Source organism: Bacillus sp. 220_BSPC (genome assembly GCF_001054655.1).
Taxonomy (GTDB): domain Bacteria; phylum Bacillota; class Bacilli; order Bacillales; family DSM-1321; genus Peribacillus; species Peribacillus frigoritolerans.
Genome location: NZ_JVPL01000204.1, coordinates 1 through 24,283, shown reverse-complemented (window position 1 = coordinate 24,283; position 24,283 = coordinate 1). Strand labels below are relative to the sequence as shown.

At 39.7% G+C, this 24,283-nt stretch carries 23 protein-coding genes; 3 read left to right on the top strand and 20 right to left on the bottom strand.

Going from position 1 to position 24,283, the window contains the following annotated elements:
• Window positions 1-72 precede the first annotated feature (72 nt).
• From ADA55_RS16135 to ADA55_RS16090, 12 genes are all read right to left on the bottom strand, one after another.
• A complete protein-coding gene (locus tag ADA55_RS16135) occupies window positions 73-273 on the bottom strand; it encodes a cold-shock protein (protein ID WP_034304915.1) in 201 nt (66 codons plus the stop codon).
• 580 nt (window positions 274-853) lie between these two features.
• Window positions 854-2,545: a methyl-accepting chemotaxis protein gene (locus ADA55_RS16130; protein WP_048685753.1), complete on the bottom strand. Its 1,692-nt coding sequence runs from the start codon at window positions 2,543-2,545 to the stop codon at window positions 854-856.
• A 13-nt stretch (window positions 2,546-2,558) separates the two neighbouring features.
• A complete protein-coding gene (locus ADA55_RS28575) occupies window positions 2,559-2,951 on the bottom strand; it encodes a hypothetical protein (protein WP_048685751.1) in 393 nt (130 codons plus the stop codon).
• Complete coding sequence (locus tag ADA55_RS28570; RefSeq protein WP_048685749.1) at window positions 2,948-3,658, bottom strand: ATP-grasp domain-containing protein; 711 nt, start codon at window positions 3,656-3,658, stop codon at window positions 2,948-2,950. The genes ADA55_RS28575 and ADA55_RS28570 overlap by 4 nt, the downstream gene beginning before the upstream one ends.
• 262 nt (window positions 3,659-3,920) lie before the next feature.
• Entirely contained in the window at window positions 3,921-4,073 is a 153-nt protein-coding gene (locus tag ADA55_RS28565) for a VanZ family protein (protein ID WP_081088831.1), read from the bottom strand.
• Window positions 4,046-4,192, bottom strand: a complete 147-nt coding sequence (locus ADA55_RS30580; protein WP_226990482.1) for a hypothetical protein — start codon at window positions 4,190-4,192, stop codon at window positions 4,046-4,048. The genes ADA55_RS28565 and ADA55_RS30580 overlap by 28 nt, the downstream gene beginning before the upstream one ends.
• A 174-nt stretch (window positions 4,193-4,366) precedes the next feature.
• Window positions 4,367-5,122, bottom strand: a complete 756-nt coding sequence (locus ADA55_RS16115) for a class A sortase (RefSeq protein ID WP_161798625.1) — start codon at window positions 5,120-5,122, stop codon at window positions 4,367-4,369.
• A gap of 111 nt (window positions 5,123-5,233) precedes the next feature.
• Window positions 5,234-6,328 carry a DUF916 and DUF3324 domain-containing protein gene (locus ADA55_RS16110; RefSeq protein WP_048685745.1) on the bottom strand — a complete coding sequence of 365 codons (1,095 nt, stop codon included), beginning with the start codon at window positions 6,326-6,328 and terminating at the stop codon, window positions 5,234-5,236.
• A gap of 181 nt (window positions 6,329-6,509) precedes the next feature.
• Window positions 6,510-9,656, bottom strand: a complete 3,147-nt coding sequence (locus tag ADA55_RS16105; RefSeq protein WP_048685743.1) for a pectate lyase-like adhesive domain-containing protein — start codon at window positions 9,654-9,656, stop codon at window positions 6,510-6,512.
• A 195-nt stretch (window positions 9,657-9,851) separates the two neighbouring features.
• Complete coding sequence (locus ADA55_RS16100; RefSeq protein WP_048685741.1) at window positions 9,852-10,586, bottom strand: WxL domain-containing protein; 735 nt, start codon at window positions 10,584-10,586, stop codon at window positions 9,852-9,854.
• Window positions 10,587-10,607: 21 nt separating this feature from the next.
• Window positions 10,608-11,396: a WxL domain-containing protein gene (locus ADA55_RS16095; RefSeq protein WP_226990481.1), complete on the bottom strand. Its 789-nt coding sequence runs from the start codon at window positions 11,394-11,396 to the stop codon at window positions 10,608-10,610.
• Window positions 11,397-11,416: 20 nt separating this feature from the next.
• On the bottom strand, window positions 11,417-11,758 hold the full coding sequence (locus ADA55_RS16090; RefSeq protein WP_161798624.1) for an LPXTG cell wall anchor domain-containing protein: 342 nt from the start codon (window positions 11,756-11,758) through the stop codon (window positions 11,417-11,419).
• 998 nt (window positions 11,759-12,756) lie between these two features.
• Between ADA55_RS16090 and ADA55_RS16085 the strand changes: the two genes are divergently transcribed.
• Window positions 12,757-14,223, top strand: a complete 1,467-nt coding sequence (locus ADA55_RS16085; protein ID WP_048685738.1) for a helix-turn-helix domain-containing protein — start codon at window positions 12,757-12,759, stop codon at window positions 14,221-14,223.
• A 74-nt stretch (window positions 14,224-14,297) separates the two neighbouring features.
• The gene (locus ADA55_RS31225) at window positions 14,298-14,522 is read left to right on the top strand and encodes an ATP-binding protein (protein ID WP_081088832.1); all 225 of its coding nucleotides are present in this window, start codon (window positions 14,298-14,300) and stop codon (window positions 14,520-14,522) included.
• Between the two features lie 129 nt (window positions 14,523-14,651).
• On the opposite strand, the gene ADA55_RS16080 is transcribed toward ADA55_RS31225, so the two are convergent.
• The 7 genes from ADA55_RS16080 to sigW all read right to left on the bottom strand — a co-directional run bounded on the left by ADA55_RS16080 (window position 14,652) and on the right by sigW (window position 22,628).
• A complete protein-coding gene (locus tag ADA55_RS16080) occupies window positions 14,652-15,023 on the bottom strand; it encodes an iron chaperone (protein ID WP_048685736.1) in 372 nt (123 codons plus the stop codon).
• Between the two features lie 322 nt (window positions 15,024-15,345).
• On the bottom strand, window positions 15,346-17,148 hold the full coding sequence (gene glmS / locus ADA55_RS16075; RefSeq protein ID WP_048685733.1) for a glutamine--fructose-6-phosphate transaminase (isomerizing): 1,803 nt from the start codon (window positions 17,146-17,148) through the stop codon (window positions 15,346-15,348).
• A 465-nt stretch (window positions 17,149-17,613) separates the two neighbouring features.
• The gene (glmM, locus tag ADA55_RS16070) at window positions 17,614-18,963 is read right to left on the bottom strand and encodes a phosphoglucosamine mutase (protein ID WP_034304929.1); all 1,350 of its coding nucleotides are present in this window, start codon (window positions 18,961-18,963) and stop codon (window positions 17,614-17,616) included.
• A 56-nt stretch (window positions 18,964-19,019) separates the two neighbouring features.
• Window positions 19,020-20,387, bottom strand: a complete 1,368-nt coding sequence (locus tag ADA55_RS16065) for a CdaR family protein (protein WP_048685731.1) — start codon at window positions 20,385-20,387, stop codon at window positions 19,020-19,022.
• Entirely contained in the window at window positions 20,380-21,204 is an 825-nt protein-coding gene (gene cdaA / locus ADA55_RS16060) for a diadenylate cyclase CdaA (RefSeq protein ID WP_034304935.1), read from the bottom strand. The genes ADA55_RS16065 and cdaA overlap by 8 nt, the downstream gene beginning before the upstream one ends.
• Before the next feature lie 220 nt (window positions 21,205-21,424).
• The gene (locus tag ADA55_RS16055) at window positions 21,425-22,048 is read right to left on the bottom strand and encodes an anti-sigma factor family protein (protein WP_048685729.1); all 624 of its coding nucleotides are present in this window, start codon (window positions 22,046-22,048) and stop codon (window positions 21,425-21,427) included.
• 16 nt (window positions 22,049-22,064) lie between these two features.
• Window positions 22,065-22,628, bottom strand: coding sequence for an RNA polymerase sigma factor SigW (gene sigW / locus ADA55_RS16050; RefSeq protein ID WP_048685727.1), 564 nt, complete (start codon window positions 22,626-22,628; stop codon window positions 22,065-22,067).
• 172 nt (window positions 22,629-22,800) lie between these two features.
• Between sigW and ADA55_RS16045 the strand changes: the two genes are divergently transcribed.
• Window positions 22,801-22,986 (top strand): aspartyl-phosphate phosphatase Spo0E family protein, encoded by a 186-nt coding sequence (locus ADA55_RS16045; protein ID WP_048685725.1) that lies wholly within the window; start codon window positions 22,801-22,803, stop codon window positions 22,984-22,986.
• A gap of 137 nt (window positions 22,987-23,123) precedes the next feature.
• Here ADA55_RS16045 and rocF read toward each other — a convergent pair whose 3' ends face one another.
• A complete protein-coding gene (rocF, locus tag ADA55_RS16040) occupies window positions 23,124-24,026 on the bottom strand; it encodes an arginase (protein ID WP_048685723.1) in 903 nt (300 codons plus the stop codon).
• Between the last annotated feature and the right edge of the window lie 257 nt (window positions 24,027-24,283).

Below are 24,283 nucleotides of genomic sequence, written 5' to 3'. Positions count from 1 at the left end.
TTTTGTTATGTATTTTCACAAAACAAAAAAGACGGACCCTTTAAAAAGGATCCGTCTTTTTTGTTATTGAAATTATGCTTTTTGAACGTTAGAAGCTTGAGGTCCGCGTTGACCTTGTTCTACTTCAAAAGTAACTTCTTGGCCTTCGTCTAAAGATTTGAAACCTTCGCTTTGGATAGCTGAGAAATGTACGAATACGTCGTCTCCGTTTTCGCGTTCGATGAATCCAAAACCTTTTTCTGCGTTAAACCATTTTACTTTACCTTGTTCCATTGTTGTTGCCTCCTAGTGCATCTAAGCACAATGTATTACTATCCTTGCTCTAAGTCATCATCGAAAACGAAAAGTAGTACTTTTAGTATCCTTAGTACCGAACAAAAATAATTAAGACTAAGCATAACATTAAATGGTAGCGATTGCAAATAGTTTGGAGAAACTTTTTTCCTGCAATTTTTAATACTCTCTCAATTCGATTAAAAAATAAGCAGCAACGAAAGTGACTCTATCTATTACACATGAACTCTTACATGCATTACTCCAAACAAAAACCTCTCGTTTAAAGAGGTTTCAAACTGTAGATAAACTCGATATTATTTATGATTGTCTACATTTTTTTGAAGGAGTGTAAAACGGAACGTTGATTTCCTCTCCAGGCACTCGCTTTCCGCGGGCGGTCCGCCCTCGGCGCGCTTAGCGCCTGTGGGGTCTCCCTTGGACCCCCTTTCCCGCAGGAGTCTCGTACCTTCCGTTCCAATCAGCTATGTTTAAAAACTCAGATAGAACCCATTTTATCTCCAAAAACCTCCCGTAAACAAAATTATGAAAGGTTTTTGTAGTTGTTTACTTCAAATATTTATTTTTCCGTAATGAACTTTTCTACCATTTCTTCTAAAATCGCCGATTCTTTTGCTAAATCTTCATTTTGTTCCTTCAATCCAGCCATTATGGTACTTTGTTGAATGGCAGCTGCCGAGATTTGCTCCGTTGTTGCGACTCCTTCTTCGGAAATCGCTGCAATTTCCTGTATGGATGCCAGGCTTTCATCCGAAGACTCATTGATTTTTTTCGAATGGGTGGCCAATTGTTCTGTGCCTTTCAGCAATTTCTCTACGGATTCGAATATCTTATTGAAAATCTCGCCATTGTTTTCCACTAAGGAAACACCATTTAGTATATCCTGAAAACTCTCATCATTATTTTGGATGACCTTGGCTGTTTGTTCATTAATCCGCATAATCGATTCTGAAATGATATCGATGGATTCATCGGTTTGCACAGCCAATTTTTGCACCTCTTGAGCGACTACGGCAAAACCTCTACCAGCATCACCCGCCCGTGCCGCTTCTATGGACGCATTCAGGGACAGCAGGTTCGTTTGGGAAGCAATCACCCTTATTAGGCCAATCACTTCATTTATCTTCACTACATCCTCTTCCAGGCTCACCAAATTGGCTTTATTCGCTTGGCCGTTTTCCATGATTTTATCCATCTGGCTCGTTACATCTTGCACTTGGTTACTCCCTTGTTCAGCAAGTGTATTTGCATGCATCGTAAATTCATTCATTTCATTCGTTTGCTCGTTCATTAAACGGATCGTATCCGTTAAGTCACTGATCATATTGGAAATCCGGTCAATATGATGGGCACGTTCTTCCGAAGCCTTTGCTTCTTCCGTTGTCCCCGTCACTATCTGGCCATAGGATTCCACCATCTCTTCAAAGGATTGCTGAATGGAAACTGTCGTTTGATTCATCGTTTGGGCGTGTTCACGGACATTCTGGATAATATGGGACAAACTTAATCTCATATCTTCAAATCCATTTGACAGATCGCCAATCTCATCCTCTCTGCCAACGGGAATCGATTTACTTAATTCCCCTTTTGCCATTTCATTCGTGTAACCAACAAGTTCATTGACGGGTCCCGAGATCTTTTTCCCGATGACAACGGCGCATAGCACACCCAATATAACGGCACTTGCAAGAAATAAGATATTATAGAATATCATTGTGCTTTTCAATTCATCAATGAAGCTTGCATCCATATCGATTCCGACAATCGCGTCCGTTCCTTCGATCGGCGTAAAGTACGACTTGTGTGTTCCCCACTTATCTTTATATATTTCACTCAAGACGTCTTCGCTTCCATTTATCGATTTTGCCTGTTCCGGTGTGAAGGGGGATTCCACCATATAGTCATCGCTGCCGCTCAAGGCTACAATCATGTCGGCATCATTCTCCCGCTTCAAAACATAAACATATTCAATTCCCTTTTTACCTTCAAAGGCATCCAGTTTCCGCTTAATCTCTTCGCCCCGTTCGGAAGCCTTGTTTATCAAAGTGGGATTGAGGCTCGCTGCTAAACTGTGGGCATTTTCAGAAAGGCGATCATCGAATTGCGGAAGGACATTCTCATTGATCATTTTATTAGTAATATAGGAAAAGCAAAGGCCCATGGCCCCTGCGAAAATCACGAAAGGAATAATATAAAACAAGAATAGTTTTGCCAATAGAGATTTTTTAGGATTCAGCTTTGAAAATCTCATTTCCATGCCCCCCTTAGTTGAAAACCAGGTGTTTTATAGTCAAATATGGTATTAAATCCAAATGAAGCAATTGGAGATTTTCATTCAAATCCTCACTTCTATAAAAGATGATGGCCATGCTCCGGTCATTTTGAAAAGGAAGCTGCCTATATTCCAAAACATGTTCGAATTCATGACGAAGTCCATCATTATCAATACGTGCAACATCTTCCGGATTTATTTCAAGCGGAACCTCTGCAAAGAATAAGCTATATATTCGATCGTCCATCTCTTCCAATATCCGATTCCAATCGGGTTTCGTTCCTGAAAAATAGTGTTCATACATATTCATTCCATAGGCATGGTAACCTAGATCTGTTGTACCCGCCCCAGCAAAACGCAGGGGATTGATTTCGATGGGTATCACCCGGTTTCCCTTTTTGCGGATTTCAAAGTGTACTCAATGGCCAACTTCGAAGTATAATAAATTCGATCGGAAGTATCGTAATCATCCTTGAATAATCGTTTGAAGACATTCAAAATGACCGGTTCACCATCTTGATTGTAATAACCATCAATGGCATACTCTCCACCCTGAATCCACTCTTCTATTAAAACGGTCTGGGAACCGACCACTTCTGAATCATATAATCCATCCGAATGAAGTAAATCCGCTTTAAGCTGGTTCACGGCTATATCCCAATCCTGTTCATTCTTGACTTTGTGCACACCTACACTGGAATAGCCAATATTGGGTTTGATAACTACCGGAAACGTTATTTGATTTATATCCAGCTCACTTATCATGGATAAATCTATATCTTGGAAATAGAAATCAGGATATAAAGATTTCGTCAAATTTCGCACCTGACTCTTATCCTTCAATAACTTTGACCAAATGTATTCATTGCTATCCGGTTGAAAATGCCCTAATAGTGTTATGCCATTTTCAGAGTTTGTAAGAATTCTTTTGTCCTTTTCCACGGACTTGAAAAATTCTGTATCCTTTTGAATGTTTAGCTTTTCTGATTTTAATGTGTCTCCCCATTGACCTTGTTCCAATACTGGAATTTGCTGTTCCTCTAACACCTTTAGAAGAATTGGCGACACAATCGACTCATTCAAAATAATCATTTTTTCCACCTAACTTATACTGTTTTTTGTATCTCCATATTTAATCGGTTAAAACCGGTAATTTTTCAGCTTATATAGGTATTTATTATTAAAAGTGGATGGAAAAGCAAGAAAATCTATACCTTTTCACCTATCTACCTCTAACATAAAAATCATTTGGGAACATAGGAAAAAGCCCAGTTCATTAGCCCTGAGCTTTACCTATATTCATGCTGAACGAAATACTTTCATTAGTGTACATCTACAGTAACAACTTGACGGTTTATCGATGGAGAGACTTTGAAATGACATAACCTAGCATTCTGCCAAACGTGTTTACTAGAAGATCATCCACGTCAAAGGTACCGATGGAAAAGACAGCCTGAGATACTTCGAAACATAAACTTACTAGAATGGACGTACTGCATGTTTCCATCCGATATCTTGATATAGTCCATATCCCACTTTCTCCAAATGCAAAGCACCCACGTCAGCAATTTTCGTCTCATCACCAGCAATCATTATGGTAATCCGCTTCATCTGTATATTACTCATTTATACAAGTTGCCCAATACTACAATTGTACTCCATTCCCCTCCGATTTTACTGCTATGGACTGAAATTGGTGGCGAATTCAAAAAAAGCGGAACCTGCCAAGCATCGATAAAAAACTACTGATGACTAAACATAACCTGATAAATCATTCCAAATAAAGAAGGCGAGATATCACTATCTCCCCTCATCTTTTCGTCTCTTTATGATTAACATGATGAACACCAGTACACACGGTAAGCCTACCACTAATGAAACCCAAAGGAAATAAGTAATATTTGAATGCCAAGACGGATCTGTACTCATTCCGTATCCATACTTTCCCTCGAATTCAGCCTGATTGGAATTATCACTCGTATCTACTAATTCTGCTGTAATTATGACACGTTTGTCCGTATCGATCCCCGTAACATCACAAGTGATCAGAGTAAGTTCAGGACTACCTGTATCTTCAAGAACACTAACGTCCGTTTCCTGGACAATCTTCTTTGCTTTTACTTTATAGGTGAAGATTTGCCGTTTATTCGTTATATGAATATATGTCCCTTTTTCGATCTTTAATAAAGGTCCAAACAACAGGCTGTCATCTCTCATATGATGTCCAGCCAGCACATAATTGCCTTTACCCATTACTTGATCATTTTTTACTGTCGTGGCCCCTACAAGTAAATTTTGTGTATTCGTTCCATGTAAGATCGGTATAGATACTATATTACCCCCAATTACTATTGCACCTATCACGTCTTCACGTTTCACTGAAGAAATATTCACTAATACCTTTAGAAAATCAGGAGCTTCTATACTGGCATTCTCAGCAAAGGGCTTTTTATTATCAACATTATCTTGGATTTCCTCTTTAGAAAAACTAACTATACTGTACTTTTCGATTTCCTTTTTAATTACCGCTTCCTTTAACCAAGGTGAAAGAACCAACAAAAACCCCATTAATAAAAGAACAATGAATATAATAATGGATAAAAGATCACATATTTTAACTTTCTTTTTTTTTAGCATCTCAAATGGAATCATATAACATCATTCAGCCTATTCATCAACATTGGCTATTTGTTTTTTATTCTCTTCATTCTCTTTTTTCTTTCTTCGTATAAAAATGACCCATAATATGAAGGCCAACAATATGACGATGCCCCCTATTATTACGTAGAGCCACGTATAATCCTTCTGAATGGTCACATCACTATCATTAAGCTTCTTTGTCACATCACTATCATTAAGCTTCTTTGCCACATCCCCATCAATCTTAAAATCGCGTGTCCAATGCCATTCTTCTCCCATTGAGGCAGCAGTCATTTCTAATGTATATTCACCAGCCTCAAGCCTTTCACCATTCAAAGAGATCGGATAATCAAAATTAGAGTTCGGGGCCATCTGCATGCCCTCTTTATTAGACTCATACAGAACTTGACTATCATCCTTTTTGGTCACTTTCGATTTCACAGTCATTTGATTCATATACATGGGCATGGTATTTTGGATATTAACATTGATTACGTTTCTTGCATTTACTTGATCTGGGAATACATCATTCAATTGAAGTTCTGGTTTGATTTCATCCTCATTTTCCCTTAATAAAATGGCGACGATATAGGCGAACTCATTTTTGATCGATAATCCTTTATTAACCTGATTCTTATTTTGTTTTTCATCAGTACCTTCAGTATCTTCCTGAAGGATGATCCCACCAGCCACTACACCATCGAACTCTTTTTTGGGTAACGTTACATCCAGCTTTAATACGTAGTTTCCTTTTGCCGGAATGATAACTTCCTCTTCCGTCTTCACTATGTCTTCCATCTTGTACAGCAAAGTCGAATCCGCTTCTATATCATTCTCTCCATATTCAACTACACCATTAAGGTTTGTCGTTGCACTATGGATAAGCGGGTTTATTTTAACATCATTATCTGTATCATTACGCAAGTTGATTTCCAGTATTTGTTTTTGACCTGGTTCCACCATCAAATCAAAGTATGTCTTTTTTTTATCAACTTGATTCTTTGGAACGACTGTCTCAACGCCAAAATTAAATTCCGCAGCCGAACCCTTAAGTATAGTAAAAGGGAAAATGATGGATAGTGAACTTACTAACAATAAAGTACATATAGCTTTCCTTTTCATCTGATAACCCCCAGTTGATGAAAATCATGCATCGTATCCTAATTACCATGTATAGTCTTCTTTTCTTTATACATCCGCCAACAGGTAAAGCTTTGCCGGGGCATTGTTGGCAGTATTATTAAAATATCAATTTCTACTAAGGTTAATTTGATGAAGATTCTTTGACGACCTCCATCCATTTTCATTCATTTGCTGGAGTATCTTCCAATGACCATTTAATCTTTGCCTCATATTCCCCGACTCTAGCTTCTCCAGCCTTCGCCTCGACAGACAAGCCATTTTTTGTGTCTCCGTACCATAAGTCATTTATATATAGTGGTTCATCATCGGTACTGAGATGTTCATAAATAAGCGACCCTGTATGTGAGAGCACTGTGTCACTACCGTTATTTGAATAAACCAGGGATAACGTACTATCATAAGAAGAGTTGTAAAGTTCATCCACTAACGCTGCTTTCAGCTTCCAAGTGGATTTATGTTTCCGATTATCCTGTACACCAAGTTCCTGATCCATCGATTCAATTTGATAGCGTTTATCTTGTGGTGATATCCGAACATCACTGCCAAAAGATAAAGAGTCTGGTGCAAGCAATGTTAAACTTCCTGAGTATTCGACCACAGCAAGTAATGGACCTGCTTTAAAAATGGCATCATGATATTCAGTTGATGCAGTCGGGTTTATATTCCCCATATAATTGTTCGTTAATGGGACATCGGATAACCCTGTAATTTCACCGGTATTATCATTCAATAAGATTTGAACAGTTTTGCCTGTGGTTAATGGTGTTGGTAAATCAATGGACCACCTTCCATCTTCGGCTACTGTCGTTGTTATAAGATTTCCCCCAGCATCCTTTAACGACTCCCCATCCACTTCAATAAGAACGGTTGCTCCCACCTCATCAGCAGTTCCCATGATCTGATATGTTCCTTCTTCAATCTCTTGAAGTGATACCTCTGCCGGTGTTGGTGGGGTTACATCATATACCGTCGTTTCGGATTGTCCATCTTGTACCCAAGGCCCTCTTGTTGCCATTCCAGACATCTTTTGGCCGCCAACATTAAAAATCGGATCCATATACTGCACATAGCCATTTGCATCCGTTTTTAAATCCCCATGAACTATACCATGGGTATCAGTGATATCAACACTGGCCTGGTTTTCGGAAGCATATACATCCATATAATGAACGACACCGTTCTCATCCAGGCCATCATTATCAGGTGCTTCCCCAATTTTCACCCTTGCCTTAATGGTTAAATCAGCATCCGTCACTGGTTCAAACTCTACTATAGGTTTTGTATTCATTCCCGCAATTCGCCTATAGTACGTTGTTTTAAACCCGGTTTGTAATGCCGGTTCAGAGGAAACTACCGTTTGACGGCCAGTGGTACCAGAGTGACGGCCAGTAGCAGTAAAGCTTTCGACTGCCGCATATGAAAAGTCGGATGGCCCCAATGCTTTACTGCCAGTTTTCCATAAATCGATATCGGATTCATTGATTTCAAAAGTATTTGCATATCCTGATGCAGAGGTATCTGCCCCCAAACCGACCGCAGTATTATTTCCCATATTCCGCAAATCATATTGTTTGGGATTATCCAATGTGAAGGTATTGCCCCTATGGCTAGTGGCAGATCCTAAATTAATTAATGGCGTCGAACTTTTCCCAATAACATATAATTCAGCATCGGGAGCAACATAGAACGAATTATTACTTGATCTGTATTCAACAACAGATCCAGAAGATTGCCTGCTCGTTAAATTGATGTACGAGCCGCTTTTTGCAGTAAATGAGCCATTTCCATACTCTAATCTAACAGCATTTCCTGGCATGTTGATATCTAGCTTAGAGTTCTCCCCTACCGTGATATCTTTGTAATACAGATAGACTGCGGGATAGGTTACCCCTTTTTTTTGAGACTGAGTCAGTTGAACGATACTTTCATCACCGATTGTAAATTCCTTGGATTCACCAGTATCCCCTGATCTTGCAGGGAGATTGTAATAAAATATCGAAAAATCATAATAATTCACATTCCCTAAGTATTTTGTGCCATTTTCCATTTGGAGGCTACCCAGATAAAAATTTTCGGCACGTGTATCAATATTCATTTCTCCATAAATGGTTACTTCTGCATATTGAGCCCTAGCTAGTCTTTGTACGGAGGCCTCCGTAGTAATATTACCAAATCGATATTTCCATTTTCCTGTGTATGAGGCTATAAGCCTTGAGCCGACTATATCTTCTGAGTATGCACCTGCATAGCTTTGTGCCAATACGATATCGTGCATATGGAAGTTACCCCTACCATTGATTGGATTCCCTAAATAAATGGATGAGTTTTTAAAGGAAAGCCGATATCCATTTCCGTTAATCTCCAAGTCTCTGGTTACCTGATAAGTCCGTAACCCTGGAGTATCTCCAGAAGCACTTGGATTTTCAATATCTTTAGTTAAATTTATTTTAGATATGGAAGTGTTTTTCACCGCCGCTACAAAAGTATCCCAACTATCAACATCTATTTCGTCAGCAGCTAAAGCAGCAGCCATAATATTTCCTTCAATACTATTGGAAGGATCCATTTCTGAAAGATCTTCTTCCTCTTTAGCTAAAACTTCATGACCCTGTTCCGTCTCTTGACCACCCTGATCAATTGATGCATCCTCTTGCTTAGCATCTACATTTACACCATCTGTTTTTTCGTTTTCTCCTTTTTCTTCCACAACTTGGCCGGATTCTTCAGGCTCTTCTTTTATTTCTCCAACATCAGCCTTTGCCTCATCCTCTTCTATCGTTTCCCCCTCTATATCTGGTACATCCTTTTCTATGGCCTCTATATTTATGCTGATCTCATTTGATTGGTTCTCATCTGATGTAGCAACTACCACAAAATTTCCGGCCGTTTGGGCCTGAAAGAATAAATGAACTTCATTTTCACCTATTTGTTGTTCACTATACGCTATAGTGATTTCCTTTTTAGCAGATTCATAATCCACTATGGGTGGACTACCATTACTTTGCATTGATTGCCTTGTAGCGTCTTGGTCATATGCCAACCCTTCAGGAACTTTTACTGAAATAATTCCGGCTTCTTCTATGGCCGAGTTCACCTCTAGCCTTATTTGGTCACCTGGACTTACAGTACTTTGTTCCGATGAAAGCCTTACAGTAGCTGCGGCGGCTGCGGATTTAAGATTGAAAAAACCATTTATATTCATTTGCTGCAGCATAATAACCAATATGATGCCCCATATCCCTATATATGAATAATCCTTTAAAGCCCTTCTGGATCTCCGTTTATATGTTAGACGTCCTTTTCTCATTTCTCTGTTTCCACCTCTATTCCCATTGAAAAAGTGTTGGTTCATGATCTTCTGCTAAACAATTAATTTTTTATTCCACTTCTTTCCTTAGAAGTTTAATCCAGTGAACTATTTTACAAGTCATAAAATAGTGATACACCGTATTTTCATTCATACGATGTATCATTTCCTTCACTCTATTACACCACGACCACTTTAATTTGCTGGTGTGTCAGTCAGAATCCAGGTAAGCGTTGTATTATACTCTTTAGCATATTTTGTAGTACTGCCTGGAACTGATAATTGAACACTTTTATCCATGTTGCCATCATTTGCTTTACCAAAACGAGAAACGTAAGTACCGGCACCTTCAGCATCTTTTGCTGCCACTACCGTTGACGGTGTACCTGGTACTAAGTCGATTTCAGCAGGGACTGTACTTGGTACTGGAGAAGTCGACGATGTGTTTACATTATTATTTAAGATTTTTATGGCTGCACCATCCAATACATCATTATCAGCGGTTTCGAACTGTGCATCTTGTCGTACTTGCAGTGTCCAGCCTGTTTCAGTTCCTCTATTGTCACTGACTTGTACATAATTAGGTCGTAACTCTTGCGTAGTCACTCCTTGATCATCCGTAATATTCACTTTTTGTGCAGCAGAATTATAAACCATGTCTTGTGTTGTGATTTCCTGAATGCCAAAATCAAATGATGAAGCGAAATCAATGCTTAGTGGACCACTTGTCCCTGGATTCGGAGTAGGTTCCGGGTTAGCCCTTTCACCTGGATTTTCTGGGTCAACGGGAGGTGTGATACCTGTATATGGCGCAAATGTAATGGTAACATTAGAATCATATTCTCCGCCTTCTGCTGATGCCCCTTGTCCTGCGATTCCGAAACCTGTGACCAATAACGTTGAAGCAACAAGATATTTTGCAATTTTCATAGTGAACTCTCTCTTATTAGTTTAGTTATGTGTCGGTGAATCGTTATTTGTCGGTGAATCCGTTAAAACCCATGTTAGTTTCGTGCTATATTCGACTGCATCTTTTGGCGTGCTTCCAGGTACGGATAATGTAATTGCAGCATTCTTAGGTTCACCGCCAACATTTGCTACTGTCCCAAAAACATCAAGCCATTTTCCTGCACCAGTATTCTCAGCCGCTGTCATCACTAATGATTCTGCTCCTGAGGGATCTAAGGTGATATCGGAAGCGGTAGGCGCAGTTACATTTTCCATATTTGTTACTGGCACACCATCAACGAATTTTATTTGAGATCCTGTCAGAACAGGGTTCAGTGTAGCATCGTTTTCAAATTGGCCTTCCTGTTTCACTTTTAAGGTCCAACCTGCATTGCTTCCACGATTATCGGAAATTTGAACATAATTTGCTCTATTTTCCTGAGTCACTGCACCTTGATCATCTGTGATGTTAACTTTCTGGGGTGCTGCATAATATACTTGGTCCACGTTTGAAATTTCATTTTCCCCAAAGTCTAAACTTGAAGCGAAGTCGATACTTAATGGACCATTCGTTCCTGGATTTGGATCCGTTCCATCCGGATTTTCAGGTTTCACTTCTTTATCTGGGTCATTCGGGTCAACAGGCTCCGTTATTCCTGTATACGGTTTGAATTTTACTGTACCCGAGGAATTATACTCCCCACCATCTGCAGCAAATGCTGAAATTGCCCCCCCTAAAATTAGTGATGTTGCTAAAGCCGAGCCTGTAAGTACTTTCAATCGCTTTTTCAATGTATTTACCTCCATGACTTTTATTTATCTATGACTCTTAATGACTTTCTTTGCAAAAGAAAGAAAGCTAATAAAATTACTAGAACTCCAAAAAACATATTTTGAGTGCTCGATTGATCACCCGTTTGAGGTAATTTTTCAAGCCCTACATCATTTGATGGCCCATTTTCATTTGATTCATTTCCAGATACACCTGATTCGGGGGATTTATTACTGTCAGAATCTTTTTTATGAATATATTCTCCAAAGAACCCTACATTTGAGTCAGAACCATATGAACCGCTTGATTTGGCATGTACATTTGAAAAATTAATACCAAGTAAAACCATTAATATACTTATATATATAATTGATTTTTTCACCATTCCACCCTCCTTCAATCATTTGGTGGACTTTCTTCTAATGCCCTGAAAACGATGCCATTTAGTTTCATTAATAATATGGCCCTAAAAGACCATAACTGTAAGTCCTGAGATCTGCCGGTTGTTAAAACCCACTATCATACTATTTAGGAATAAGACCTATTACTCTCCCTTTTCAGAAAGATCCTTTATTGTTGTTCTTCCATTCGTTCGTTTGGCTCCTCATTACTTTTCATCTCCATTCCTGTAGAAAATTTCTATGATCCCTGCAGGGTTTCTACAACTCAATCATAATTACAGTTCATTGCGATATACAATAGAATTTGATGATCATATTTAGTACCTTAATTAGCATTTTTCGAAAAATGCCAACTTTTCAATCAACAATATTCGACTGAATAATCGAGTTTTTTCAAATTAGGGAATCTTTAAGTACAAGATATGAACTCTATATCAATCAAGTAATAAAGATACCCCTGCCATGCCGGAGTACCTTTCAAGCTCATACTCAATACTTCCTACAGCACAATATTCACTTTTCAGGCCATCACATTACGTTACTCGCCATTTTTATCCCGATACCATTAATCCGGTACTTAAAATGGCTCCTTATTTCATTATTGACTCTTGGAGCCCATTAAAAGGCATGATTCTACAATACCTGATTCTTGATCTAGAGTTCCGATTTCCTACATGTGTCAGTTCTAGTATTTACACTAAGTCCCATACGCTCAGTTCATTTCATATTTCCTGAAAACAGTTAAAAAACCGATAAATAGATAACGGTTCATCGCTTATTATATGGTTCTATGTCATTAAAAAGTGGTTAATTTCCTTTTTTGTGGAAATAAATGAAAAGAATGAAAGGTAGTTTCCATTGATAAAATTATATTATTTTGCAATTGTAGAAGATGGTGTTTCTGGTATAAAAGAGGTGGGTAATAGGAACTAATAGGGATGAAGTTTTCGAACGATTTAGGGGGAGGGGAAGTGATTGGGTGTATTACTTTTTAGATCGTCCTGTTTATCAAAAAGTACGGATTTTAATCCACTTGCATTCAATAAATCAATTTTGTTCCATTTCTGATATGGCAAAAAGCTTAAATGCTTCAGATAGGACAATTCTAAAATTTATTGGCGAACTAAAACATGACTTAAAAGAAATGGAACCAGAAGCAGATATCATTGAACGTGAGCATAAAAACTTTTATTTGAAGACAAAAGACAATTTCTCAATCAAAACGGTCGAGAGGTGGTATTTAGAACAGTCATTAACCTATAAGGCGTGTGATCAGATATTTTATAATACAATGGGTGACATACATGCCTTCGCAAAAAAGAATTATACGAGCTACGCATCCATGTACAGACGAGTCAATAAAATTAAACCGCTTCTAGATCAGTTCAAATTACAATATACAACACAGCATATGGCGACTTTCAATGGTATGGAAAAACAATTTCGATATTTTTACTACTTGTTTTATTGGAATTCATGCTGGGGCGAGGTTTGGCCATTCTCATCTGTCACCAGGGAACAAATCCTTGAGCTTTTAAAAGGAGAGAAGGAAAGCATGCCTGAGCAGATGTTGTATTGGCTAGCCATCTCCATTACTAGAGCTAAGTTGGGGTATGTCATTGAAGAAGATCCTACCTATGAATCATTCACGAAACATCATCATTTATTTAAATCATTTTCAAGATTGGCAGAACCTCTATTTAAAGAGTTAACAACCTTAACGGAAGAGCAAATCACTTTAGAAATAATATTTTCCTTTACTGTAATTAGTTGTTTTGAATTTTATGATAAAAAAAATCCCCAAATCAGTTTAATCATGAATTTTGCCCAGCATCATAACCAAGATCTTTTTGTACAAACAACCATACACTGGTTGGAAACTTTCACGGAATTTTTTTCAATGGAAATTAACGCGGAAGAGTATGGTGCCTTGTTTGCCAATCTCTTATACCTTCATTACTATACTCAGATTTTTGATGGGCCTACCTTTCTATTTAAAGAGGATCCATTTAAGATAGCTTTTGAACAGGATCCCCCAAATCAAGTGGAATTAATGAACCGTTTCTATGATCAACTTGCCAAGAAAAAGGCGCTTACGAAAATATTGAAACATCGGGAGAGATTATTGGGTAGGTACCATGGATTACTTAAGCGCACAATTAATTTTAAAGTGGACAACCAGCCAATCAAGATTAAAGTCTTTTCAATTCTGGAAGGAAATCCAAGTGAATATATCATTAATCAAATAAAAAGGATATCCAGTCATATTCAACTCTGTAACGAAGGTGAACATCCTGATTTAATAATCACTGATCGCTTATATATGTCTATTGAAAAATACGATGCAAAAGTATTTGTGTGGAGTTCCGTTCCAAAAAGAAATGATTTTGAGAGACTTAGAGACTGTATTGAGAGAATACGCTTGGTAGAGCCATCAGAACGATGAGTTTTATAGATTTTAAAGATACAAGATCTTCCAAACCAGACAACGAATAAACAGAAGTAAAGAGAAAGAAACTCATATCAGGCATCCATAACGAATCCGATAATGGAATCGGCATTGCTGAAAAAGACCAGTTTCATATATTCGAGCGATACTATAAAGCAGCCCTGGCAAGGGAACGCTCAAAAATCGGGAGCGGTTTAGGTCTATCAATCGTGAAAAGAATTATTGACTTTCACCATTCTGCTTCCTATTTCGTTAAGGGTTTTGTGAATTCTAAGTTTATTTTAAATCCATGGTAATAAAAAACAGCTGCAATGGCAGCTGTTTTTAAAATCTATTTGTTGGTTTAGAATAAATTTTGCTTAAATCACTTTTAAAAAGTAAGTGGACCTATTTGGGGTTCAGTTAACCTTCATAATTCCACTTTTTTATTTCCGCCAAAAAGTTGAACAATCTGCCTTATCAAAAATATTATACTCTATCATTTTCTCAAGTAATGAGTAATCAACCGGACTGTCCCACTTGATACGTACCAACTGCTTGGTGTGATCATAGCCAGCCTGCACGATTTCATCAGAGAAATGATCGATCCCTGCCTTTTCAGGGGCAACAGCCAAATGATGTTTGGCTACGCTAAACCCAATAATATATGTGTCATGATCGGTAAACATAGGCTGATTCCACGCAATCTTCGGCATTAGATGTGGAAATTTCTTAGTTACCCAAGCCAGGACTTCTTCCGTTCGTTCCCTATGTTGCGGGTTATCAATATTCGCTAAAAACTCTGCAAAGACTTCCATGTCATTCTCTCCTAAATTAAAAAATTTTTATGAAGACTTCATTTTCAACATCACCTAAATTTAATGCCAATATGGGTTTCTTTCAACAATGCACCATAGGAAGATCATTAACATTGCTCTAATGGGTGCCATGACTACCAAATGATGAATTTGATAGATTGCATTACACTGCCACCGATTCTTATTACCTTGGTCTTCTAATCCACTTGTCAACTTGAGAGGTTCTCGTTGTTTTAAACATAAAAAATACCCCTTTGGCTAATCATAGCCAAAGGGGTAAAGCTTCGCAACTTTTTATAATCTACATTGCATTCATTCCAACTTACTCAACCGTTACACTTTTCGCAAGATTACGCGGTTTATCCACGTCACATTCGCGGTGCAAGGCTGCGTAGTAGGCAATGAGCTGCAGCGGGATAACAGAGATAAGGGGTGTTAATAGTTCATTCACTTCCGGGATGACGAAACGATCATCCTCTTCTTCCAGACCCTTCATGGAAATGATGCAAGGGTTGGCGCCACGGGCAACCACTTCCTTCACATTACCACGGATGCTTAGGTTGACGCCTGCTTGAGTAGCAAGGGCTATGACAGGTGTACCTTCTTCAATCAAGGCAATCGTTCCATGTTTAAGCTCTCCGCCAGCAAAGCCTTCCGCCTGGATGTAAGAAATCTCCTTCAGCTTAAGTGCCCCTTCAAGTACAACATAGTAGTCAAGGGAACGGCCGATGAAGAAGCAGTTTCTTGTAACGGACAAATATTCACGGGCGATGTCTTCCATCTCTTCTTTCGAATCACATAGGGCTTCCATAGCCGTCGCAACGATTCCAAGCTCTTTTACAAGGTCGAAACCGTACTCCATGTTACGGAATTGGCCAGTTACATTCGCCAAGATGGATAAGACTGCCACTTGGGCTGTGTAGGCCTTTGTAGAGGCTACGGCAATTTCAGGACCAGCATGCAGCAAGAGCGTATAATCCGCTTCACGTGACAATGTAGAGCCAGGTACGTTCGTGATGGTCAGGGCTTTATGACCAAGCGCTTTGATGGACACTAACACGGCACGGCTATCTGCAGTTTCACCACTTTGTGAAATGAAGATGAATAGCGGTTTTTTCGATAATAACGGCATATTGTAAGTGAATTCCGATGCCACATGGACCTCAACCGGAATTTCAGTCATTTTTTCGATGAATTGCTTACCAATCAACCCTGCATGATAGCTGGTTCCGCAAGCGATGATATAAATACGGTCAGCCTCACTTACGGCTTCAGTAATGTTATAGTCGATTGCAAGTTTACCTTCTTCATTTTGGTATGCTTGAATGATTTTACGTATTACGGCTGGCTGCTCGTCGACTTCCTTGAGCATATAGTGAGGATACGTACCTTTTTCAATATCACTTGCATCCAGTTCAGCCGTGTAAGGAGCACGCATGACTTCTTCGTTGGAAAGTTTCTTGATCGTTACCTCTTCATTTGTCACGATAACCATTTCCTTATCCATCAGTTCAAGGAATTGATCTGTGACTTGCAGCATCGCCATTGCATCCGAAGCGACAACGTTAAAGTCTTTTCCGACACCGATCAGCAGCGGGCTTTTATTTTTGGCGACTAAGATGGTTTCATCATTTTCAGCATCCAATAGGGCAATGGCATATGAACCCTCTAATAGAGTGAGTGTTTGACGGAACGCCTCTTCCACTTCCATGCCCTCGTTCACGAACTTCTCTATGAGTTGAACGATGACTTCCGTATCCGTTTCACTTTTAAAGGCAACATCCTTCAAATATTCACGTTTTAGAATCGCATAGTTTTCAATGACCCCATTATGAACTAATGTCAATCGACCTGAATTACTTTGGTGAGGATGGGCATTTTCACGGCTTGGCACACCATGTGTAGCCCAGCGCGTATGTCCTATTCCGGTATGCGCCATAGTATTTTCATCCACGGCTGCTCGTAAGTCCGCAATTCTTCCCTTTTCCTTAAAGATTGTCACTCCTGCTTCATTTCGCACAGCAATCCCTGAAGAGTCATAACCGCGGTATTCAAGTTTTTCAAGACCTTTTAATAAAATTTCCTTTGCATCGTTAAGTCCAATATATCCAACAATTCCACACATAATTTCTGTTCCTCCAACCGATTCGAGGGAACAGGAATGCACGGGGGCATCCCTGCCCCCTCATCTCTGATATATATTTTTATAAAGGAAATGCCCTAAAGCACTTTTTCCCATTGTGCATTTCCGACCCTTTGTGCAGTAAGTTGCCCTACTGTTTTAAGATTGGAATTACTGCGGCTGTGCACTTCAGCCGGGAGGTATCCGCCGATCATTCGATAAACCTCCTCCTCGTCAACTAAGTCATTTCTCGTCCAGACTTAGTTCAGGCGCTTTTGTGAATCCATTCTCTCCTTGCCTACCCTCCTTTTTAGAACAACCATTTTTAGAAAATGAGTTGTAAATCAGGATAATCATACCTTAAACAAGGGACATAGGTCAATTCTTAATTACCTTTACCAACAAAAAAGACTTCTTTATAAAAATATGCATAAAAGGAAATTTCGTTCCTTTTATGCATAGGATTAGTTATTCGTTCATTCCCATTTCCGCTCTTACAACTGCGACGATGCGATCTACATAATTAGTGCATTCCTCAGCTGTCGGTGCTTCAGCCATAACACGGACTAGAGGTTCAGTACCGGATGGTCTCACCAAAATGCGACCGTTTCCGTTCATTTCCCCTTCGACTGCCTTGATGACTTCCTGTACCTTTTCATTATCTGTTACAGCGTGTTTATCGGTAACTCTGACATTGATCAGCGTTTGTGGATATTTCTTCATCTCTCCAGCGAGCTCGGATAAGGTTTTTTGGGTGTCGCTCATGATGTTCACAAGCTGCAAGCCCGTCAATAAGCCATCTCCTGTCGTGTTATAGTCCAGGAAGATGATATGTCCGGATTGCTCTCCGCCAAGGTTATAGCCGCCTTTACGCATCTCCTCGACCACATAGCGATCCCCCACTGCCGTCTGGGCGCTTTGTATACCATGCTCTTCAAGACCTTTATAAAAACCAAGGTTACTCATAATCGTAGAAACCACTGTTCCCTGTTTCAAACGGTTATTATCTTTCAAGTATTTCGCACAGATATACATGATTTGGTCGCCGTCCACTATATTACCTTTTTCATCTATTGCAATGACGCGGTCTCCGTCGCCATCAAATGCAAGCCCAACATCCGCACCTTTTTCTTTTAAGAATTCAGCAAGTGCCTCAGGGTGGGTGGAACCTACCTTATCATTAATGTTCAAGCCATTGGGCGATGCCCCCATTGTAGAGATGTCTGCATCAAGATCTGCAAACAAATGCATGGCCAAGGCAGATGTAGCCCCATGTGCACAATCAAGAGCAACATGAATGCCTGTAAAATCTTCATCCACTGATTGTTTCAAATACTGGAGATACTTTTGCCCTCCTTCGAAATAATCGTTCAAATGGCCTAAATCTCCGCCAACCGGGCGTGGAAGCTCATCCTTTTCCTTATCTAATAGTGCTTCAATTTCCGCTTCTTGATCATCGGATAACTTAAACCCATCCGGTCCAAAGAATTTAATGCCATTATCCGCTACCGGATTATGCGAAGCGGAAATCATGACACCTGCTTCAGCACTTAAGGCCTTTGTTAAATAGGCTACTCCCGGTGTCGAAATGACACCCAGGCGCATCACTTCAGCCCCAATGGATAAAAGACCTGCAACAAGCGCACCTTCCAGCATTTCACCTGAAATACGAGTATCGCGTCCTATAAGCACTTTGGGTTTTTCTGTATTTCTAGTAAGGACGTAGCCACCAAAACGGCCTAGTTTAAATGCCAACTCCGGTGTTAACTCGCTATTCGCTATACCCCTTACTCCGTCTGTTCCAAAATATTTACCCATCTTTATCGCTCCTTCTTCGAATCGTTACTGAATTTAATGATGATGTTAAAGGAAGGTCATGTCTCTTCGTCTTTTTGTGTGATGGTGACCGAAACCGTTTTAGAATCCAGTTCCCATTCCACTCCCTCAGGCACTGTTACCGCCAGATCCACATCATGCGTACCTTCATCTAAATTACTCACATCTACTGTAAGATTAATGTCGTCTTTAGTTATTTTCTTCAAATCATCCGCCTCACCAAGCAAAGTGATGCTGGTTACATCGGATTCCAATTCGGCATCTTGGTCCTCCCGTATGCCCACAGGAACTATTTGTATATCGTTGAAAGTTTTGGACTCAATGGCAGCCGCTTCATCTTCTTCTTCTGGTTCTGGTTTTTCTTCGACTACTTGTTCTTCTTGTTTTTGTTCGGTTTCTGGTTCTTCCTCTTCCACGACTGGCTCTGCATTCTCTTCATCTACATCAACTTTTTCTGTACGAATCTTGACCTGCGCCTTACCCAAGGACATTTTTTGTACACTATCCGGTTTATTAAGATCGAGTTCCAGTTCTGTATCACCATCAATTTTCGAGATATTTACAGGAAGATTTATTTCATCTATTTTCTCCAGGCTCGTTTCCGAACCAAATAAGGTGACCTCTTTTGGATCGACACTTATACTCGTGATCCTGATGCCATCCTTTGCCTTGCCGGTTTGCTTCGGTGCTATCGACACCGTCTTGGAAGGAATGCTCACTTTTAAGGAAACGGCAACAGAAGATGGCTCGATCGTCACATCCAGCTTATTCAAATCCCTGTCCAAGGCTTTAACGGTTGCCTTACTGTTCACCGTTTCGTTAAGTCCCTTACTTATTTCAAGGTTTGCCTTTACATAGGAGATTTGTTCAATTGCATCTTTAGCACCCGTTATTTTAACAGTTTTCGGGCTGACTGTTGGCTGACCAGCTGTATACCCCTCTTCAAGTAAAGAGCTGTTATACTCGGCTTCAACGGAGAATTCCTTCGTCACCCGTTCCTGAACGTTGACTTCCGCATATTCCGGATCGATCGTCGCCACTAACTTTTCATTCAACTCACTTATTTTAAATGTGACAGTTCTGTCCCCCATTGAGATTGCAGGATCAGAAAGGTCTACATACACTTTAAAATCCCTCTGGTTTTTCGCATTAATCAATAGGCTTTTTGCTCCCTTTAGAGTAACATCAACTGTCTCAGGCACCCCGCTCACCACTAGATTCTCGCGGTCATAGTACACTTCAACCGGTACATTTTCAATGGTCTCCGTACTGATTTCAGGGGCAGTCGATAAACCAAGGGATTTTTTATCCGACTCCATCTCAAAGTTAATGGAAATGAACAAAAGTGCTGCCAAGGCAAAAGCTACGATTCTCATAAACCAAGCGCTATTGGTGAATTTATCCATTCTTTTTCCCCCTCCAGTTAAAGATGCTTGAGGAAGTCGATTTGATATTTTCCACTACCAGTTCACTTGTAAGCATGGCCCTAAATGATTCTTGATTCAAATCCCGGTAAAGTTCCCCGTTTTTAGTGACGGATATTCCTCCCGTTTCTTCTGATACGACGATCGTCAGACTATCCGTAACTTCACTCATGCCTATGGCTGCCCTATGCCGTGTGCCAAGTTCCTTTGATATGAATGGACTCTCTGATAATGGCAAATAGCAAGCTGCAGCTGCCACCTGGTTATTTTGTAAAATAACTGCGCCATCATGGAGCGGCGTATTAGGGATGAAAATATTAATGAGCAGTTCTGAAGAAATATAGGATTTCAGGGGTATCCCCGTTTCAACATAATCCCCCAGCTCCGTACCTTTTTCTATCGTAATCAAGGCACCAATCCGCCTTTTTGCCATATAGGTGGACGCCTTTAGGATTTCCTCGACTAAACGCTCTTGCTGATTCTCTTCTGGAACGGTGCCCCTTGCAAAGAGCTTCCCGCGTCCTAATTGTTCAAGTGCCCTTCTCAGTTCAGGTTGAAAAATGACGAGAATTGCCAATACTCCCCAATTCATGACTTGTGCCATTAACCATCCGAGTGTATTGAAACCAAACAGGTTGCTTAAGCTTTTTACAATGACAATTACAAAAATTCCTTTTAGCAGCTGAATAGCCTTCGTGCCTCGAATAATAGTTAACAATTTATATATCACAAACCATACAAGGAGAATATCAATGAAATTTACTACATAGTCCCAAACAGTCAAATTGGTTAAAGACATGTTGTTTCCTCCAGTCAGTATTACTCCAAATACCAATTACAATCTTTATTTACAATAACCTTAATAGTATACCATTTTTTAAATGATTCATCTAAAAACTAGTGTGAGAAATTTACACAGGAAAAAAGAACCATTAAAAATGGTTCCCCTTCCTTTAAAAAATAAAGCTGGGCGAAGTCATCGTAAATCAAAAACGATGCCCCTGCCCAGCTTCTATTCCTTATTCCTTTTTCTCCTCTTTAGCAGGAACCAACGAGGTTGCAGTGTCCTTCACTTTATACCACATCCACTCAAAAGCTTGGTCAATAACATGGATGCTTCCGGTCACATTACCTGCTTTAGACATATACTTATGCCCATTTATGACTGTCACATCTCCCTCAACTTCACCATCTATTTGAATATTACCATTTTGAACTACCACATTTCCCTTGATTGTCTCACCCTCAGGCACAATAACCGTTTCACCTTCGACCACTAAGTTAGGCTGCTTTGATACTGAAAAATGTTCGTCCTGATTATAAGTGGAAAAAACAGATCCTGTCATCAATATGATGAACATCGCTGCCGCTGTCATGAAAGGATGGCTTTTGAACCAACGTTTAGCACCTGTTGTTTTCGTTTCCTTTGGCAATTGAGCCATAACCTTCGCTGTAAAGTCATCCGGGGCCTTTATATGGGAAGTGCTTTGTACAAGAGCGACCGCCTTTTTCATTTCATGAAAGTAATCCCGGCATTCAGCACAGTCATGCAAGTGCTCCCGTAAAACTTCTTTATGCTCCGGTTTGATGTCCTCATCTAAATAATCATGCATATATTCAATGATTTCCTCATGGCAGTTCATTTTTCTCACCTTCTTTTTATAAATGGCGTAGTTGTTTACGCAAGGCTTCGCGACCGCGATGTATCCTCGTCTTAACCGTACCGACCGGCAAATCGAGTATCTCACTGATTTCCTTTAGAGATAACTCTTCAATATACTTCAATACGATTACCGATCGGTATTTCTCGGGCAATTTCATTATTTCCACTTGAATGGTTTCCTGCAGTTCTAATGATTCAACCTCTTCCTCGGGTTTCGCCATATCCGATGCAATTTGGGAATACATATTCAATCCCTCTGTTCCTGCCACCTCTGCATCCAGATAGTAGTCCGGTTTTTTCTTGCGAAGCCGGTCAATACAAAGATTGGTCGCAATCCGATATAACCATGTAGAAAATTTCATTGTTATATTGAAACTTCGAATGTTCACGTAGGCCCTTACAAAGGCCTCTTGAGCCAAATCTTCTGCTTCTTGCCTGTTTCCGAGCATCCTGAAACATATTTGGAAAACTTTGTCCTTGTAAATTTCGACAATTTCCCCAAAGGCATTATGGTCTCCTTTTAATACTTGATTAATTCTCTCTTTAATGAGTGCATCCATTTTCCGGTATTACCCCCGCTCATGCGGCTATACGATTACTACGAATCGTAAGCTGAAAGGTTTCAAAAATTTAATACATTAATTTTAACAAAGTTTTACATTTTATGTTTAAGAAAAAAAAAACAGGGCTATATAGTAAGAAATTGTAAAATTCAAAGGAGTGATTCTCTATATGAGTACTGAACAAATTTTAGACCATATTGAACAATGCAGACAGAAAATGATGTTTTTGGCTTCCCGTTCTTCGATGGTGGATAATGAAGTTATTGAAGTTAGCAGCAAACTGGATTCTTTAATCATTCAATACATCCATTTAACTAAAAATGAAGATCTCATGGACAGACGTGCTCTCAAGTGAATATGGATAGAAAATTGCAACCATTTATCTATAAATATGTTTTTGTTACATACACCCTGGTAAATAAACCTATGTCTTCTAGCATATAAAAAACAGTAACCCATTACAAGCCGGTTACTGTTTCTTTTAATTATTAGTTATACTAATTTTTCTCCAAATAGCGAACCCATTAAGGCCACGGCAACGATTGCCGTTTTATTTCGCTCATCTAAAATGGGATTCACTTCAACGAATTCAGCGGATGTAATCAAGTTGGATTCCGCAAGCATTTCCATGGCCAAATGACTTTCCCGATAACTTATACCACCAATTACCGGTGTCCCGACTCCGGGTGCATCTGCTGGGTCCACTCCATCCAAATCCAGTGAAAGGTGGACGCCATCCGTTCTTTCCCTTAAATAATCAATGCATTCTTCCATGACCCGTGTCATTCCCAACCGGTCGATCTCATGCATCGTGAATACTTTAATCCCTTTCTCACGGATAAGTTCCTTTTCCCCTTCATCCAATGACCTCGCTCCGATGATTACGATGTTTTCCGGTTTCACTTTTGGAGCAAAACCATGGATATTGATCAGGTCCGGATGTCCAATCCCAATACTGACAGCCAAGGGCATCCCGTGTATATTTCCTGATGGTGAAGTATCTTCCGTATTTAAATCGCCATGTGCATCGTACCAAATCACACCTAGATTCTCATAGTGCTTTGCGACTCCTGCCAGTGTGCCTATTGCTATTGAATGGTCTCCTCCCAATATAAGCGGAAAGGAACCTTCTTCTATTATTTCATCAACTCTTGTAGCTAACTGGGTGTTACCTTTTGCTACAAGCTGTAAGTTTTTTAAATTTGTCCCGGGCTCATCTGCATTTTCAGGACGCCCTACAATTATATCCCCTAAATCCTCTACTTCTATATTCAACTTTTCAAGACGCTCGACAATCTCTGCGCAGCGGATGGCACTAGGTCCCATATCCACCCCTCGCCTTGCTTGACCAAGGTCCATAGGCAATCCGATGACGGAAATTTTCTGAATAGACATACAATTCCCCCTTTCCACCATTTTATATCGTATATGCCAATTGGTTCAACTCGACATTTCCATGTATAATGATGCACGTTTTCCGATAACATATGTTTTTTGTGAAAAAATATCTTTCTGGGGATTAGTTTACCCAATTATGCCTTAAACAAAAAAAAGTCTTAAACCATTTTTGGCTTAAGACGTAAGTTTTGGTGTATGTAGTTGATGGTGGAGCCTAGCGGGATCGAACCGCTGACCTCCTGCGTGCAAGGCAG